10 protein-coding genes are annotated in these 15,684 nt (G+C 32.7%); 2 read left to right on the plus strand and 8 right to left on the minus strand.

All coding sequences use genetic code 11. The features are described 5' to 3' along the window. Nucleotides 1–4 precede the first annotated feature (4 nt). The 5 genes from NQQ59_RS07830 to NQQ59_RS07850 form a co-directional block, all read right to left on the minus strand. Nucleotides 5–1,138, minus strand: coding sequence for a TlpA disulfide reductase family protein (locus tag NQQ59_RS07830; RefSeq protein ID WP_144215094.1), 1,134 nt, complete (start codon nucleotides 1,136–1,138; stop codon nucleotides 5–7). 145 nt (nucleotides 1,139–1,283) lie between these two features. Further along, the gene (locus NQQ59_RS07835) at nucleotides 1,284–2,489 is read right to left on the minus strand and encodes a TlpA disulfide reductase family protein (protein ID WP_144215095.1); all 1,206 of its coding nucleotides are present in this window, start codon (nucleotides 2,487–2,489) and stop codon (nucleotides 1,284–1,286) included. 67 nt (nucleotides 2,490–2,556) lie between these two features. Continuing rightward, the gene (locus tag NQQ59_RS07840; protein WP_144215096.1) at nucleotides 2,557–3,960 is read right to left on the minus strand and encodes a RagB/SusD family nutrient uptake outer membrane protein; all 1,404 of its coding nucleotides are present in this window, start codon (nucleotides 3,958–3,960) and stop codon (nucleotides 2,557–2,559) included. A 17-nt stretch (nucleotides 3,961–3,977) separates the two neighbouring features. Continuing rightward, nucleotides 3,978–7,544 carry a SusC/RagA family TonB-linked outer membrane protein gene (locus NQQ59_RS07845; RefSeq protein ID WP_144215097.1) on the minus strand — a complete coding sequence of 1,189 codons (3,567 nt, stop codon included), beginning with the start codon at nucleotides 7,542–7,544 and terminating at the stop codon, nucleotides 3,978–3,980. A 220-nt stretch (nucleotides 7,545–7,764) separates the two neighbouring features. Next, a complete protein-coding gene (locus NQQ59_RS07850) occupies nucleotides 7,765–8,913 on the minus strand; it encodes a FecR family protein (RefSeq protein ID WP_144215098.1) in 1,149 nt (382 codons plus the stop codon). Nucleotides 8,914–9,193: 280 nt separating this feature from the next. On the opposite strand from NQQ59_RS07850, the gene NQQ59_RS07855 reads away from it, so the two are divergent. Beyond that, nucleotides 9,194–9,805: an RNA polymerase sigma factor gene (locus NQQ59_RS07855; protein ID WP_144215099.1), complete on the plus strand. Its 612-nt coding sequence runs from the start codon at nucleotides 9,194–9,196 to the stop codon at nucleotides 9,803–9,805. 94 nt (nucleotides 9,806–9,899) lie between these two features. Here the strand turns inward: NQQ59_RS07855 and NQQ59_RS07860 are convergent, their stop codons facing one another. Continuing rightward, nucleotides 9,900–10,655, minus strand: a complete 756-nt coding sequence (locus tag NQQ59_RS07860; protein WP_144215100.1) for an MBL fold metallo-hydrolase — start codon at nucleotides 10,653–10,655, stop codon at nucleotides 9,900–9,902. 102 nt (nucleotides 10,656–10,757) lie between these two features. Here NQQ59_RS07860 and NQQ59_RS07865 point away from each other — a divergent pair, with 102 nt between their 5' ends. Then, a complete protein-coding gene (locus NQQ59_RS07865) occupies nucleotides 10,758–11,633 on the plus strand; it encodes a LysR substrate-binding domain-containing protein (RefSeq protein ID WP_144215101.1) in 876 nt (291 codons plus the stop codon). Nucleotides 11,634–11,728: 95 nt separating this feature from the next. Here the strand turns inward: NQQ59_RS07865 and NQQ59_RS07870 are convergent, their stop codons facing one another. Together NQQ59_RS07870 and NQQ59_RS07875 are read right to left on the minus strand one after the other, a co-directional pair. Further along, complete coding sequence (locus NQQ59_RS07870) at nucleotides 11,729–13,642, minus strand: sialate O-acetylesterase (RefSeq protein ID WP_144215102.1); 1,914 nt, start codon at nucleotides 13,640–13,642, stop codon at nucleotides 11,729–11,731. Between the two features lie 221 nt (nucleotides 13,643–13,863). After that, nucleotides 13,864–15,486, minus strand: coding sequence for a GH35 family beta-galactosidase (locus NQQ59_RS07875; protein WP_144215103.1), 1,623 nt, complete (start codon nucleotides 15,484–15,486; stop codon nucleotides 13,864–13,866). Between the last annotated feature and the right edge of the window lie 198 nt (nucleotides 15,487–15,684).

The raw sequence follows: 15,684 nt of genomic DNA on the forward strand, positions 1-15,684 counted from the left end.
TAACTTATGACTTGCTGAAAATCTCTTTTAGTTTAGATTGTAATTCAGCTTCTCTAAGGTTTTTAGCCACGATTTTTCCGTCAGGTCCAATTAAGTAGTTGGTTGGAACCATTTTTACACCATATAAAACAGCAGCTTCATTCTGCCATCCTTTTAAATCAGAAACATGTGTCCAAGTTAGACCATCTTTTTCGATTGCTTTTTCCCAAAGGTTCTTTTTATCATCTAAAGAAACTCCTAGTACATCAAATCCTTTGTCGTGGAAAGTTTTATAAGCCACAACCACATTTGGATTTTCTTTACGGCATGGGCCACACCAGCTCGCCCAGAAATCAACCAAAACATATTTCCCTTTATAATCTGATAATTTTACTACTTTTCCGTTTACATCAGTTTGTGAAAATTCAGGTGCTGTAACTCCAATTGCTGTTTTTTCGTTAAGGTCAATTGACGCTTTTAATTTTTTTCCGTAGAATGATTTTTGGATTTCTGGAGATAAAACAGCGTAATATTCTTTGACTTTTTCAGGAGTTCCGTAAGAAACAATTCTGTCTTCAATCACTAATGCTCCTCCCAAATTATCTTTATTTTTTCTGATAAATTTATCTGTCAAGTCATCAGCAAAAGTGCCAAGATCTTTCCATTTTTTATCCATCATAGCTTGTTGTTCAGGAGTCAGTTTTACTTTTCCATTTTGAGTTAATGAATCCGATAATTTGTAAATCGGTCCTGCAACTGCTTGAATTTTTTTGAATTCGTTATCGTAGTACGATTTGTACAATCCGTTCTGCGTAGCTCCTGTTACTTTTGCTACAAACATAGAATCCTTTTTAGCGTCGACTTTAATTTCTTCATTATCTAAAAGAAAATATGCTCCGTATTCTTGTCCTTTGATTTTAATGGTATGAAACAATGGCTCTCCTGTTTTTCCTGTAAAAGAAAATGCACCTTCTTTTACTTCAGCAGAATCAATGATTTTTTTATCTCCTTTTTCGTCAGCATATTCCAGATAAACAGTTCCTTTATCTAATCCTGCAATTGTTCCGTTAATTGTGTAGCCTTCTTTCTTTGCGCAAGAAGTCACCGCCGTTGCAAGCGCTAAAGCAAGCAATCCTGATTTTAAAATTGTTTTTTTCATGTTATATTTTTTTTATTGTTAAGATTGCGATGTTTTTTTCTAGTTTTCAGTCTTAGTCTTCAGTCACAGTCGCGGTTTTCAGTGATTAACTGGATAATTAAAATAAACTGTGACTGTGACTGTGACTGCGACTGAAAACTAAATACTAAGATTTCATAAGTTCTTTAAGCTTAGCTTCCAATTCTGCACCTCTTAAATTTTCTCCGACAATTACACCTTTGCCGTCTACTAAATAAGTTGCAGGAATTGCTTTTACATTAAATGATTTGCTCACTTTATCGTCGTCTAGAAGATTATGCCATTGCATATTTTCTTGTCCAAGCGCTTTTTGCCATGCTTTTTCGTCTTTATCAATTGAAACACTTAAAATTTCAAAACCTTTAGGCGCATATTCCGCATAAGCTGTTTTTAAGTTCGGGATTTCTTTTCGACATGGACCACACCAAGAAGCCCAGAAATCAACTAGAATATATTTTTTTCCTGCAACAATATCTTTTGCATTGAATGTCTTTCCGTCTTTATCTTTTAACCCGAAATTAGCAATGCTTGTTCCTACTAAAGATTTTGGATTCAAATCTTTATCTACAACCTGACCATAATAACTTTTCTTAGCCGCATCTGAAAACTGCTCGTAAATTGGTTTCTGTTCTGGAGTAAAATAGCTGTATGAAGTCATCATAAAAAATGGTCCCCACCAATTGTTTTTATGTTTTGCAATTAAATCAGCCGTTTTTGTTTCTACTTTCGTAAAAAATGCTTTTTCTTTAGCTTCAAATGCTTTCCATTCAGGAGAATTTCCAATAGAATCCATCGCTTTTTTATTTCCAGAAACTCTTGCCTTACCATACGCTTCTGCTATTTTTTCAGTTCCTTTGTGATATTCTACATAATCAGTTTCTAATTCTTGCTTAAAAGCAATTTCTTTAGCATAATAATCATGAGATTTAGAACCTGTTATTGTTACATCTTTAAAAGTGATATACTCTCCTTCTTTATCTGAAACCTTACCAGCCGCCGAAATTTTTATTTTTGAATTTTCGACCATTACAGAAATAGTTCCTTTGCTTTTACCAAAGACAACATAGAAAAAGCGAGGTTCTTTTAATTTTCCTGTGAAAGTAAATTTCCCCTCTTTTAATGTTGTTTCAGCAACTGGCAGTTCAGAAGAATGTGTTGCGCCCGGAATCAATTTTACAGCTGTTCCGTCTGTAAGTCCGGTAATATTTCCTTCAATAGAATAAGATGTTGCTGCTGTTGCAGCTGCTGTCTTTTTCTTTTGTGCCTGACCATTGTTTGAAATCATAAACAAACAAAGGCAGAATCCTAAAATTTTAAATTTAATTGTATTCATTTTTGATTGATATTTTAAAAAAGCTTCCCTTTCGAAAATTCTCCTAATCAGGAAGCTTTTGAGTTTATTATTTAGATACGTTTTGTGTTATTGTTCCGTTTCCTGGATTTTGCGTTGCTCCTTGTGGGAAAGGCGAAGTCCATAAATGAGAATCTGATTTTAACGTGTAAGTAGTTCCGTTTGCTACTTTTGTTAAACTAAATTTGTAAACACCCTCTGCATTAAGACGACGAGCATCTGCATAAGGAGTTAATGTATTAAGAAGTTCATTATTCTTTGTTTTGAAAATAGCATTCAAAGCCGTTGTTTTATCTGTCGTTGAAATATCCTGATAAGATGCTGGAAGAATACGAGTTTTACGAATTGTATTTAAAATCGCTAAAGCCTCACTGATTTTATTATCACGCGCCAAACACTCCGCTTTAATCAAATAAACCTCAACAGTTGTAATTCCAGCAAAGTTATACATACCAGATAATATTGAATAGTAATACGTATCGGCTCCTACCGTTCTTATTTTCCAACGTGATTTTAAACGTGCATCTCCAGTTTCAAAACGTGCTGCTCTTTCTACTGGTATACTTGTTTCTCTTCCTAATGAACGGTTTGATCCGTGTCTAAAAAAGTAATTTTCAGAATAAGTATAACCCATTGGAGACACTGCTGTTGTATAGGAATTTGGTACATCGATAATGGCTTTGTTCGCATTATAAAAACCAACCCAATCATACAACTGATTATTTTCTGCCAATGCCAAATCTGCATATTTTAAAGCCTCTGTATAATTATTCATTTGCAGGTAAACTCTTGAGTAAAATGCATAAGCCCCACCTAAATTTGGATGCAAAGCAGTTTGCGAAACTTTTGGCAAGTAAGGCAAAGCTTCTTTAATGTCATTCAGAATAAAATCATACATTTCCTGAATGGTTACCTGTTTACTTGGTGCATTAATATTGGCACTTGTAATCAACGGCACTGATAATTTTGTAGCAGCTGTTGAAGCAACATAAGTATCTGCATAAAAATTAGTTACATAAAAAAAGTTCATAGCACGCATTATTTTTGCTTGTGCCCAAACTATTCTCTGTTCTTGCTCAGTCGCTTTAGTTGTTGTTAGTGCATTTTCAATAATTAGATTAAAAGCTGCAATCCCTGAATAAGTTCCATAATAAGCAGTTTCATCTGACACTTTTAGTGCAATACGATCTGCATTTTCATCCCACATATAATTGGCATTATACAATCTATTGCTTGTTAAAGTTGCAGCTGTTATAAATTGGTCATTCAGTAATTGTGAAGCTCCTAAAATATCTAATCTTGTATTGTATTCGTCACGCAAAAAAGCTTCATAATCTGCCAATGTTTGTGGCGATTTTGCTCCTTTTGGAACATCACTCAAATAATCGTCGCAAGATGCCAATGTCAATCCTAAAGCTAAAAGGCACGCTACTTTTTTATATATATTTTTCATCGTTTAGTCTTTATAAATTAGAAATTAACATTTACCCCCATTACAAAACTTGGAGATATGAAACCGCCTAACATATACTTAGCATCTCTGCTTTTAGCAAAAGTATAAACGTTCTCTGCGTTTAAATTGAAACGTACTCCGTCTAATTTCACTTTCTTAATAATAGCACTTGGCATTTGGTAAGACAATGAAATATTGCTTAATCTCACATTTGAAGCATCCAAAATATTAATATCTGCATACGAATAAATGGTACGAGATTCTGAATTAAATTCTGGTTCGTATTCGTAAACCGCTCTTGGAACATTTGTAAAAGCTTCGTCACCTGGTTTCATCCAACGATCTGCAATATGATTGTTAACTACAGTAATATCTGTTACATAACCTCCAATTGCTCCATTGTAATTATTAGCTAACATTGGTAAGAATGTATTTCTTATTTTATGTCCTAACTCATAAATGAAAAGAGCTGAAAGCGAGAAGTTTTTATAATTTGCAGAAGTATGGAAAGAACCGCTGTGAGTAGGAACTGTCGAACCAAAATCTTTAATAGCATCTATCTGTGCTGGATTGTATTTTACTGCTGTTCCAGAAGCATCGTAAACCTGAGGAACTCCAGTATTGCTCAAACCAGCCCATTTGTATCCGTAAATAGAGTTAAAACTTGTTCCAACTCTAGGAAAAGCATTAGAATAATCTAACTGCAGATAATAAACTGGCGCTTTTACATTTACATAATCCACTACGTTTTTATTATAAGCATATAAAACAGCTGCGTTCCAAGAGAATGAAGGTGTTTTAACAAGTGTTCCACTTAAACTAACCTCGATACCTTTGTTAGTCATTTCTCCGTTGTTAAGTGTGTAAGTAGAATATCCAAAACCTTCTGTTGGAACTCCTTGACTGCTCGCTAATAAATTTTGACCTTTTTTATTATATAAATCTAAAGTTCCGCTTAATCTGTTTTTAAAGAATGAGAAATCTAAACCAATATTAGTAGTAGTTGTTTTTTCCCAAGACAATTCAGGGTTTGGTCTTCTTCCAACACTTCCTTGTGTCCCTCCAACGTTTGGATTAGCACTGTAAAAAGCAGTTAAATAAGGCGCAGTATCTTTGGCGATGTTTCCTGCAATACCATAAGAACCACGAAGTTTAAGAATATCAACCCATTCAACATTAAAAAATGATTCATTGTTAATATTCCATCCAGCACCTGCAGACCAGATAGGCTTGTTTTGAAATTTACTGTCTGTTCCCCAAAGATTCGAACGATCCCAACGTATACTTCCAGAAAGCGTATATCTTCTGTCGTAAGTATATCCTCCTGTTGAGTAAACTGAAACATAACGATTCTGCAATTCTTTTTCTAATGCAAATTCATTTTGTGACATATAACCGCTGAAAACAGATCCATATACTTTCAATAAATCGGCTTGATTTATATTGGTAAAAGATAAAGCTTGTGAATCATAACCATAACGAGTATTATCATTATACTCTTGTTTAGAATGACGAATCTCCATACCTGCAATCGCAGAAAAATCATGTTTCTCAGCAAAAGTCTGATTAAAATTCAACTGTTGACGGAAATTGTAAGCATTAGAAAACTGATTGGTATCTTTAATGATATCTCCGTAAGGTAAGTTATAAACTGCTTTATTATTAGCAATTGTTACCATACCATTTACTTTATTTCTAACATAGTAAGAATCTCTATCAAACAACTGACTTGCACGATCTGAAGCAAATTCATATTGGAACATAGCATTGTAAGTAAATGCATTGCTAAATTTCACATTAAACTTAGCATACGTTCTGTTTAAGAAATTTTTGTTTTCAATCAAGTTTCTACCAAATTCATCCATTGGCGTAATATCCATGTTGTAAAGACCATAAGTCTGCATAGAATTAAGCGTGAAATTATTGTAACGAGAAGCAGCGGTAGAAACAAAATTTGTTCCATCGTTATTCACTAATTGATTGTATGGCTGATATTTAAATTGTGGACTATTAGCAAAATAACTCTGAGTGTCACCTGTACCAAAATTGGTATAACTTCCTAAATCTAAAGACAACCAATCATTAATTTGTGTTGAATTTTTCAAATTAAGCCCAACAGTTTTATTATCTGTATATCGATCTTCAAACTGATTGTCTTTATAGGTTAAAGAAGCGGTAAAATTATTATTTTCAGTAGCCTTGCCTAAACTAAGATTGTGTTGTAAAAAGTACTGATCACGTTTTGCATATCTTGCAATATCATCGTAGTATTTATAACCTTGAGAACCTAATTGATTCAAACGATTATTCATTTCTGCCTGAGAAATATTTCCTGCATAACCATTTAAGATCGTCTGCATTCCTAAACTTGTAAATGCAGCATTATTCAATAATGATTGCGCATAAGTGTTTGCATTTGCTGCTTTTAAATTAGGATTTCCATCTGCCCATCCTTTTTCTAAACCAATAATATCACCAGAATCAGTTAAATTTCCAGTATAATTTCTATAAGGAGTAACCGTTAAATTACTTGAAAACGAGATATTTGTTTTACCTGCTTTTGCTTTTTTAGTGGTAATAACGACAACTCCATTTGCTGCACGAGCACCATAAATAGAAGAAGCCGCCGCATCTTTCAAAACTGTAATCGTTTCAATATCTTCTAAGTTCAAATTAGGAAGATTCTCTTCAATATTACTATATGGTGTTAATCTTGTATTTTCAACAGGAAAACCGTCAATAACGTATAAAGGCGCACTTACTCCATTCATAGAAGTTGTACCACGAATTTTTCCATCCTGATATCCAACAATACGTCCTTCTAAAATTTTATCTAAGCCACTTAATCGTTGCTCCTGAAAATCTTTTGCTTTTAAATTAGAGAAAGATCCTGTTGCTTTTTCTGCTGTAATATCTTGATATCCAGTTTTTAAAACCAGTCCTTCTAATTCTAGAACATCTTCTTTTAAAACAACGTTGATAACGCTTCTTCCTTCAACTTTAATTTCTTGTCTTACATATCCTAAGTAAGCAAAAGCTAAAGTAGTTTGGCTGCTTACTGCAATAATCTGATATTCACCATTAAAATCGGTATTTACGCCTCTTCCTGAACCATTATCAGAAATTGCTGCACCTACTAATGGCATACCTTTTTCATCAGTAACACGTCCTTTTACAATAAAGTCCGCTTCTGCTTTAGCAGGTTTATTATCTTCCGAAGCTTTTTTTGCCATAAGGACAATATGATTTCCTGAGACTTTAAAATCTGTGCTTGTATCTCCAAAAATGGTACTTAAGATCGTTTCGATAGAAACATTACTCTCATTAACATTAATTGTTCTGTTTAAGTCAACAGATCGTACATTATAAACAAATCTGTAATTTGTTGTGTATTCAAGCTTTTCAATGGCTTTTGCAACAGTCATATTATTTGCATTGAAAGACATTTTTGCTTTCTGCGAGTAGGTTACTCCCGCCTGCATCACTGTAAAAGTGGTTAAGATAAACAATGTGGTCAATTTCATTTTCAAATCGAATTTCAAAAAAGGCTCGCCGAACCTGATTTTGTTCAATAGTTTTTTCATACTTTTAAAATGTTTTTTTTAATGTTGGTTGGTTAATTAACTGACCGCATATACTCTACCGGGAAATGTTGGCGCATTTTCCGGTTTTTTTATAACGATCCTTCATTCTTGGATTTTGTTACATAGGCGCTTAATTTATTTTAGATTTTATGATTGTAGATTTCAGATTTTTCAATCTTTCTTCTTGTCTTTTTTCTATCTTCTATATTCTTCTCTCTCTTTACTTAATCGTAATTTTATCTCTGTCAATATTATAATCTATTGCATAACTATCGCTGAAATACTTCAAAACCACTTCAATCGGTTCATTATCAAATCGGGCATTGAAAATTTCTCTTCCGAGCATTTTATTTCTATTGATAAAAGTCACATTGTAATGACGTTCCAGTTTTTTAATAATATCTTCAAAAGATGCATTTTTAAACACCAAACTTCCTTTTACCCAGGCTGTATAATACTCTGTATTAACCTGTTCTTTTGTTATTGCCAGCTGTCCTTTTTCGTTTGAACCTTTTTCACCAGGTTTTAAATACACCTGATTTTCTTTTGTTTTCTGATCTTTGTAAAGAGACACTTTTCCTTCAACCAGAACAACATCTGTACTGGTATTTTCACTGTATGTATCTACATTGAACTTTGTTCCTAAAACCTCAATATTTACATTTTGTGTATTGACATCAAAAGGATGTTCTTTATCTTTTTCTACTTCAAAATAAGCTTCTCCAAGCAAATACACCTGTCGATTTTTATTTTTCACAAACTGCACCGGATAACGTAATGTTGTTCCGGCATTTAAATGTACCAACGTTCCATCAGACAATTGTACTTCAAACTTTTTACCGTAAGGAATTCTAATTGTATTGTAAACCAATGATCCGCCAGAATATGCTTTTGTGTAAACCAATCTGTCTTTTTCTTGTCTTCCAATTACATTTCCGTCTTTATCTGTAATATTTTTGTCGTCATTCGGATCCAGATTTTGTGATTCATTTCCAAGCTGCAATACAATCTCATCTTCTCTCGGAATCACCACATTTTGTTTTGAATGTGATTTTTCAGCATTTTTATAGAAATAAAAACCTCCTAGGGCTACAATCAAAATCGCAGCATATTTATAGTACGATGAAAATCTTCGTTTGTAAAAAACATTATTTTCTTTTTGAATTCTTTCTGAAAGCTGTTTTCTTACTTCAGTAGAATCAAAAGTGTTCAAAGCAGTATCAATAGCGTAATTGGTTTTTACAAAATCCTTAAACACCGTTTGATTCTCTTCTTCTTTTAACCACTCAGTTAGCTCCTCAATTTCTTCATGAGAAGCCTGATTTGTGATAAATTTAACAATTAGTCTCTCTGACTTTTTTACTGTCATTTTAGTCGTTTTTAATATTATTACGAAGCCAAAAAACAAAACCCTAACAATTTGATAAAGTTTTTTTCATTTTGATGAATTTTTTATTTTTCACAAGTTTTTTCGTTCAATAAATTCTACTAATTTGATAGAAATAAAAGAATAAAAGTTTTTATATTTGCCTTTTTTTCTGATTTTTATTTGTAATAAATTTCAAATAGAAAACGAAAAAAAACACGAATTTTACTAAATACTGGTCTAATTTAGACCATAAAAACTATAAATTTATATATTTGTTTATATGAAAACGGGTGATTACAATGATAATGCAATACTAATTGAGTCTCTACAAAATGGAGATGAAATGGCTTATGCCTATTTAATTGACACCTATCATCATAAACTTTGTGTTTACGCTAACAGTTTGGTTAAGAACATTTACAGTGCAGAAGATATTGTGCAAAACGTTTTTATCAAAGTATGGGAGCAGCGTACGAGATTGAAATCTGACCATTCTTTAAAAAGTTTTCTATACAAATTAACTTATAATGAGTTTATCGATTTGTACAGAAAAAATCAGTCTTTATTTTCACTGGAAAAATCCTATTATGATGCCTTGAACGGAATTGTTCAAGAAGAAGATTCAGAAGCTTTTCAGAGAGTTTTAAATGCCGTGAATAAAGAAATTCAGAATCTGCCGCCAAAATGCAAGGAAGTATTTATTTTGAGCAAAAAAGAAGGTTTGACCAATATTGAAATTGCAGAACATTTGGATGTTTCTATAAAAACCGTTGAAGCTCAAATCACTAAAGCTTTTTCTATACTGCGCTCTTCATTGGAAGAAAAAGTGAGAAGTGTTTTGTTCCTATTATTTTCGGCTAAAAAAAAATTCAGACTAAATAATTTAATCTGAATTTTCCTTTTATTGATTTAAAGTATAAACAAGTCCGATATCTTTCCTCTATTTTTCAATCAAAATAGTAATCTTGTGTCTTGCTTCTTTTATATCAGCTTGCTTCTTCCATCTTAATTCTTTCCTCTGCAAAATCTAAAACTGGCGTCTTCAAATCATGGTACAAAAGTACTTTCCAGTTTTCATCTTTTGCCTGCTGTTCCCATTTTTTACGAGATTCCATTGCACGTTTTCCGTCGAAATCTGTTTTGTAGGCAACAGGAATTTTTAAATATCTTTTTTGAGGCAAGTCATCTGCTCCATAAAAAACAATTTCGTCATCGGCCTTAATCCAAAATACTTGTTGAAATTGGGTATGTCCTGCTGTAACTTCAAAGTAAATTTCATCAGTTATATGACCGCTGTCTTCATTTAGTAATTCAACATTTGGTAATTTTTTCAGCTGATTTAATATTTCAGGAACGTACGACGGATTTTGTAATTGTTCTAAAGCGAAATCTATTTCTCGTTCTTGAATGTAAATTTTCGTATTTGGGAAATTTTGAACGAATTGACCATTTTCAAAATAACCGATTCCCTCAATATGATCTTTATGAAGATGCGAAACCAGAATTTTGGTAATCTGCTGAGGTTCGATATTGTTTTTTCTAAGCATTTCGTAAATAAACGGAACTCCGTTATTGACAAATCCTAAACCGAAATCTATTAAAATAACATCATTGTCTGTAATAACGACAAAAGGCTGAATGGCCATTTTTAAACCTAATTCGGTTGTATTCTCTTCTAAAAGCTGAAATTCTTTTTTAGAATTGACAATATAATTTCCTTCTTGTAAAGCTATAATTTCCATTTTGTTTTGCTTTTATTTTGCAACACAGCAAAGTTCTTAAGAATTTCTATATTTGTAAAACCTTATTTTTCGATAAAATCAATCGATAAAACCGATTTAGAAATGGAACTCAGACAGCTAAAATATTTTCTAAAGGCAAAAGAATTACTCAATTTTACCGAAGCTGCAACGGCACTTTTTATTAGCCAAAGCACTTTATCACAACAAATTAAACAACTGGAAGACGAGCTACAGGTTCCTCTTTTTAATAGAATTGGAAAACGGATTACGCTCACAGAAGCGGGAGATTTATTTTCAGTTTATGCCCAACAATCTGTCAATAAAGCAACAGATGGATTTGAACTTTTAAAAGACCTAAACAATCTTGAAACCGGAAAAGTGGCTATTGGCGTTACTTATGCATTGCGTCATGTGGTTACAAAAGCTTTGATTGTTTTTAGTTCTGAATTTCCAAAAATTCAATTTGAGATTGTCTTTGGAACTTCCCAAGAATTAATTCAAAAACTGAATCATTTTGAACTCGATGTCATTCTGACATTTGAAGAAATTGCTTCTGAAGCCCATTTTAAATACAGAGAATTGTTTACGTCTCCAATGGCTTTGGTTACCTCAGCTGAAACCTCTTTCAAAAATAAAAAAAGTATTTCGCTGAGTGAAGTCAGTTCTTTACCACTTGCACTTCCATCGAATGGTTTCAGTACGACCCAATTTATCAATAAGGCTTTTAAGAAAGACCATCTGAATCCGAAAGTGACCATTGAAATCAATGATATTCCAACTTTATTAGAATTAATCAAAACAGGAAAATGGCATACCATTCTAACAAAAACAACAATTGAAAACGAAAAAGATTTACACGCTATTCCAATAAAAGGAGAAAATATGACGCGTACTGCAATGCTTATTTCTCTAAAAGAAGTTTATGAAAAAAAAGCGGTAATTGCATTTTTGAAAACGCTTATGGATAATTTGAAATAATATCTTTTTATAATACTGAGAGAATTTCTCGCAAAGACACAAAGACGATAAGTTTTTTTTAGAAATTTTGCGACTTTGCGAGATTCAATACAATTCTATTGTAAATCTGCCTCAAAAGGCGAAGCGGGCAGTTTTTCTTTGTTATATAAATTAGCAGTATCCGGATTATCTGCCCAAGCATAACGAACCTTTCTCGGATTTCTAATTTCATTGCTCCAAACTATAATTTTATCACCCTCAATAGTTGCATTTGCCCAAACAAATTTTCCGTCCTGTCCGGCAATCGCAAAGCCCTTCAGCGTATTTCCTCCTTTGCTCATTAAGCCAGAACCGATAGATTTAAATTTCAAAATGAGCTGTTCGTCTTTTTGTTGCATCGAATCAAAAATTGGTCCTGAAGCAATTAATTTTTTCTCGCCATAAACCATTTTTCTTGCCTGAAGCGCTAATCGTCGTCCCACATCATATTTATTTAATGGATGAATGTCGTTCCATTCTCCTAAATCTATGGTAACCGCCAATCCTGTATTGTCAATTTTTACCAGATTGGATTGCTGTTGTCTTAAAGCAGCCCAACTGCTTTCTACAGGTTCCAATTTCGGATCCATATAATTGGTTAATTGAACCACAAAAAATGGTAATTTTTCCTGATTTAATTGAGCACGCCATGTCTCAATTAAGGTTTTCATTAAATCAAAATATTCGGATGGCTTTTTGGTATTTGATTCACCCTGATACCACAAAACTCCTTTTAAAGAATAATTTTTTAAAGGTGCAATCATCGCATTGTAAAGCCCTACTGGTTTCCAACGCACAAATGTTTGTCCAGGAAGTGGTTGCATTTTTGAACCTAATTTATATTTCCACTCTCCTTTTAAATCGATTGTTTTATTATCGATAATGAATTCATAAGGTTTGTCGCTTACAAAGCCGCCTCTTCCGGAATTATTGATTACACGAACCGTAATTTCGTTTTTCCCTTCTTTTAAAATAGAACTATTGAAAGAATAAATTCTTGGTGGATATTGATACGAAGTAGTTCCCACAAAATTTCCATTTACAAAAACGGAATCAGCATCTACAATTCTTCCTAAAATAATTTTTGCCTGAGTTTCTTTAATCTTTTCTAGTTTAAATTCTTTTTTAAACCAAACCGAACCATTTGTATTTCCAAGTTCTCCATCGGCCCAATAACCTGGAATATTCATTGTTTTCCAATCGGAAACGTTAGTAGAATTTCTCCATTTATTTTTTAAACCCAAATCTGTTTGATTCAGCATTTTGTACCAATCTGAACTTACTTTTCGATCATTTTCATCGATTTGTTTTTCTAGTTTTCCGTCTTTAAATTTTAAATATTCCTGATAATAATCGGGAAACTTTTTAACTCCTTCTTCATTAATCCAGGATTCTGCCGGCGAACCACCCAAAGCACTGTTAATTAATCCGATTGGAATTCTATACTTTTCATAAATTTCTGTAGCGAAAAAATAGCCAACACCTGTAAATTGTAAAACACTGACTGGATTTGCTGAAACCCATTGACCTGATGAAAAATCATTTCTTTCTTTCTCAAAATAATATTCATCTGGAACCAAAAATTGTCTAATGTTCGTATTCTCAGATTTAGCAATTTCATCTTTATATTTATCTTTCAATCTGTCCATTGGAAGTTCCATATTTGACTGTCCAGAACATAGCCAAACGTCTCCGAAAAGTATATTTTTCAGAATAATTGTATTGCTTGCTTTTAAGGTCATTTCAAATGGGCCTCCTGCTTTTTGTGATGGAAGCTGGATAGACCATTTTCCTTCTTCTGATGTTGTGGTTTTGTATTTTTTCCCTTTAAAATCCAGTTCAATATTCTCATTTGGTGATGCCCATCCCCAAATGTTAGTTTTTGTATCGCGCTGCAATATCATTCCATCACTAATAAGTCTTGGAAGTTTTATTTGAGCATTGATGCTAAAGGTTATTAGAAATGCTAGTAATAATGTTTTCTGTCTCATTTTATATTTTTTTTTTGCCACAGATTAAAAAGATTAACACAGATTATTAAAAAATCATTTTAATACTTTAATCTGTGGCTGAAATTTCTCCCGCAGATTTTGCAGATAACGCAGATTTTTTTTTCCGCCACGAATTTCACAAATTAAAAATTCGTGATATTTCAATATTATAGACAAAATATTGATTAGTGCAATTTGTGAAATTCGTGGCAGAAAAACCTTTATTCATAAGTATATAATTTTATTTTCTGGATTTCGTAATCACCAACTGAAATTCGTAAATGCCTTCCCTGATGCGTTTGATCGCCATTGAAATGTCTGATGGTTTTCCACTTTTCATTTTCAAATATTCCTTGATCTGTTTTTAAAATTCCAGCATTTATATTTTCTTTTAAAGGTTTAAAGGTTACTACAATTCCAGAACCTGCAATGTAAAATTCGTCTTTTGCAACTTCAATAACAATGGCACTCGACGTGGGCCAAACTTCTGCTTTTGCTCCATCTGACCAATTTAAAGTATAATCATGTTTGAAAGTGAACTCATAATCTCCTTTTTTGATAATCTGTGTGTTATTTTCTTTATCTAATAAAATGCCATCAATTTTTCCTTGTCCTTTATTAGCTTCAATTGTTGGTGTTAACTGTTTTACCAAATCGTAGATTTTACCAAGTGGTTCTTTTTTAGCATCAACAACAGATTCTATCGAAAATGGTGAAAAACCAATTGCTTCATAATGTCCAATGGCATATAAACCTTTGAAAGGAGCCGTTTCATCAAAACGGTGCTCTGGAATAAATAATGGATCACCTTGACGAGTAAATAAATCATTCCATTGTTTAAAGGACGGATTATAAAAATCCGGAGCTAAAAAGTCGATTGAATTTCCCGCTGCTTTCCAAACATCCATAATATGTGGAAGCGGTCCAGCACTCGGATATTGTCCTGGTTTCTTTTCTGGTGCATTTAAAGCAGCATTGACAAACATCGGAATTGGATAAACGTCTTTTCCCCCTTTGGCAACAATATTTGTAAATTTTGAAAAATACCAAGCCATAAAAATTTCATCAGTATGAAGTCCTTTTCCAAAAATTTCTTCCCAATTTCCTTTTGTTTTGAATCCGTTTTTCTTCCAGATTTCTAAAAATTCTGGAACTAGATTTTGTTTGTTTTTTTGTAAATATTGCATCAACTCTTTTGGAACTTCTTTTTGAAAAGCTTCATTTGCCAAAGCATGATAATCACGAGCCGTTGGCAACATTCCAATTTCATTTTCAACCTGAATCATGATAACCGTCTGCTCTTTTTGATCGAAATCTTTAATGTGAGTCATCAGTTTCTTAAAAGCATTTAAATCGGCTTTCAGATTATTTTCGCTGAAAGGCGTTAAAATTTCGTGACTTTTGTTTTTATCATCTTTAACCCTAGGATATTTTTTCTGATTTAATTTTATCCAAGCCGGAGCATGACTCGACATACTGTTTTTCCATGATCCAAACCATAGAAAAACTAATTTTAAATCTTCTCTTCTTGCTCGAAGAATTAAATCGTCTATTAACTGAAAATCAAATTTCCCTTCCTCTGGTTCTATCAGTTCCCAATAAACTGGTGTTAGAACGGTATTCAGGTTCATGTCCGTTAACTTTGGCCAAATCGTTTCCATGCTTTCCATACTGGTTGCAGAAGAATTTCCTAGTTCTCCTCCACGTATCAAAAATGGTTTTTGATTGACAACTAATTGGGTTTTATTTCCTTTTTTTTGAAGATGAGGTAGATTTTGACTCCACATAAATTGTGTTGTCAAAATTGCGATTAAAAGAAATGTATTCTTTAAAATAGTCAACATATTTTTTATTTTAATCTGTTTATATCTGCTTTAATCTTTTTAAATCTGCGTGAAAATCTATACGCAAAAGTATTTCACGCAGATCTGCGCAGATTTTAGCAGATTAAATTAGATTTTATTTATTAATTGAAAAACTTTTTCTTCTGTTGCATTCAAAGGGTTACAACTAAACAAAGCAGCTTTGCCAAAGTTAAAACC

The sequence above is a fragment of the Flavobacterium panacis genome (assembly GCF_024649945.1).
GTDB lineage: Bacteria > Bacteroidota > Bacteroidia > Flavobacteriales > Flavobacteriaceae > Flavobacterium > Flavobacterium panacis.

What these genes read in the sequence shown, in the direction of transcription:
- NQQ59_RS07860 (WP_144215100.1), bottom strand. Translation starts at nt 10,655, where the DNA reads ATGGAAATTATAGCTTTACAAGAAGGAAATTATATTGTCAATTCTAAA.
- NQQ59_RS07835 (WP_144215095.1), bottom strand. Translation starts at nt 2,489, where the DNA reads ATGAATACAATTAAATTTAAAATTTTAGGATTCTGCCTTTGTTTGTTT.
- NQQ59_RS07845 (WP_144215097.1), bottom strand. Translation starts at nt 7,544, where the DNA reads ATGAAAAAACTATTGAACAAAATCAGGTTCGGCGAGCCTTTTTTGAAA.
- NQQ59_RS07830 (WP_144215094.1), bottom strand. Translation starts at nt 1,138, where the DNA reads ATGAAAAAAACAATTTTAAAATCAGGATTGCTTGCTTTAGCGCTTGCA.
- NQQ59_RS07855 (WP_144215099.1), top strand. Translation starts at nt 9,194, where the DNA reads ATGAAAACGGGTGATTACAATGATAATGCAATACTAATTGAGTCTCTA.
- NQQ59_RS07870 (WP_144215102.1), bottom strand. Translation starts at nt 13,642, where the DNA reads ATGAGACAGAAAACATTATTACTAGCATTTCTAATAACCTTTAGCATC.
- NQQ59_RS07850 (WP_144215098.1), bottom strand. Translation starts at nt 8,913, where the DNA reads ATGACAGTAAAAAAGTCAGAGAGACTAATTGTTAAATTTATCACAAAT.
- NQQ59_RS07875 (WP_144215103.1), bottom strand. Translation starts at nt 15,486, where the DNA reads ATGTTGACTATTTTAAAGAATACATTTCTTTTAATCGCAATTTTGACA.
- NQQ59_RS07865 (WP_144215101.1), top strand. Translation starts at nt 10,758, where the DNA reads ATGGAACTCAGACAGCTAAAATATTTTCTAAAGGCAAAAGAATTACTC.
- NQQ59_RS07840 (WP_144215096.1), bottom strand. Translation starts at nt 3,960, where the DNA reads ATGAAAAATATATATAAAAAAGTAGCGTGCCTTTTAGCTTTAGGATTG.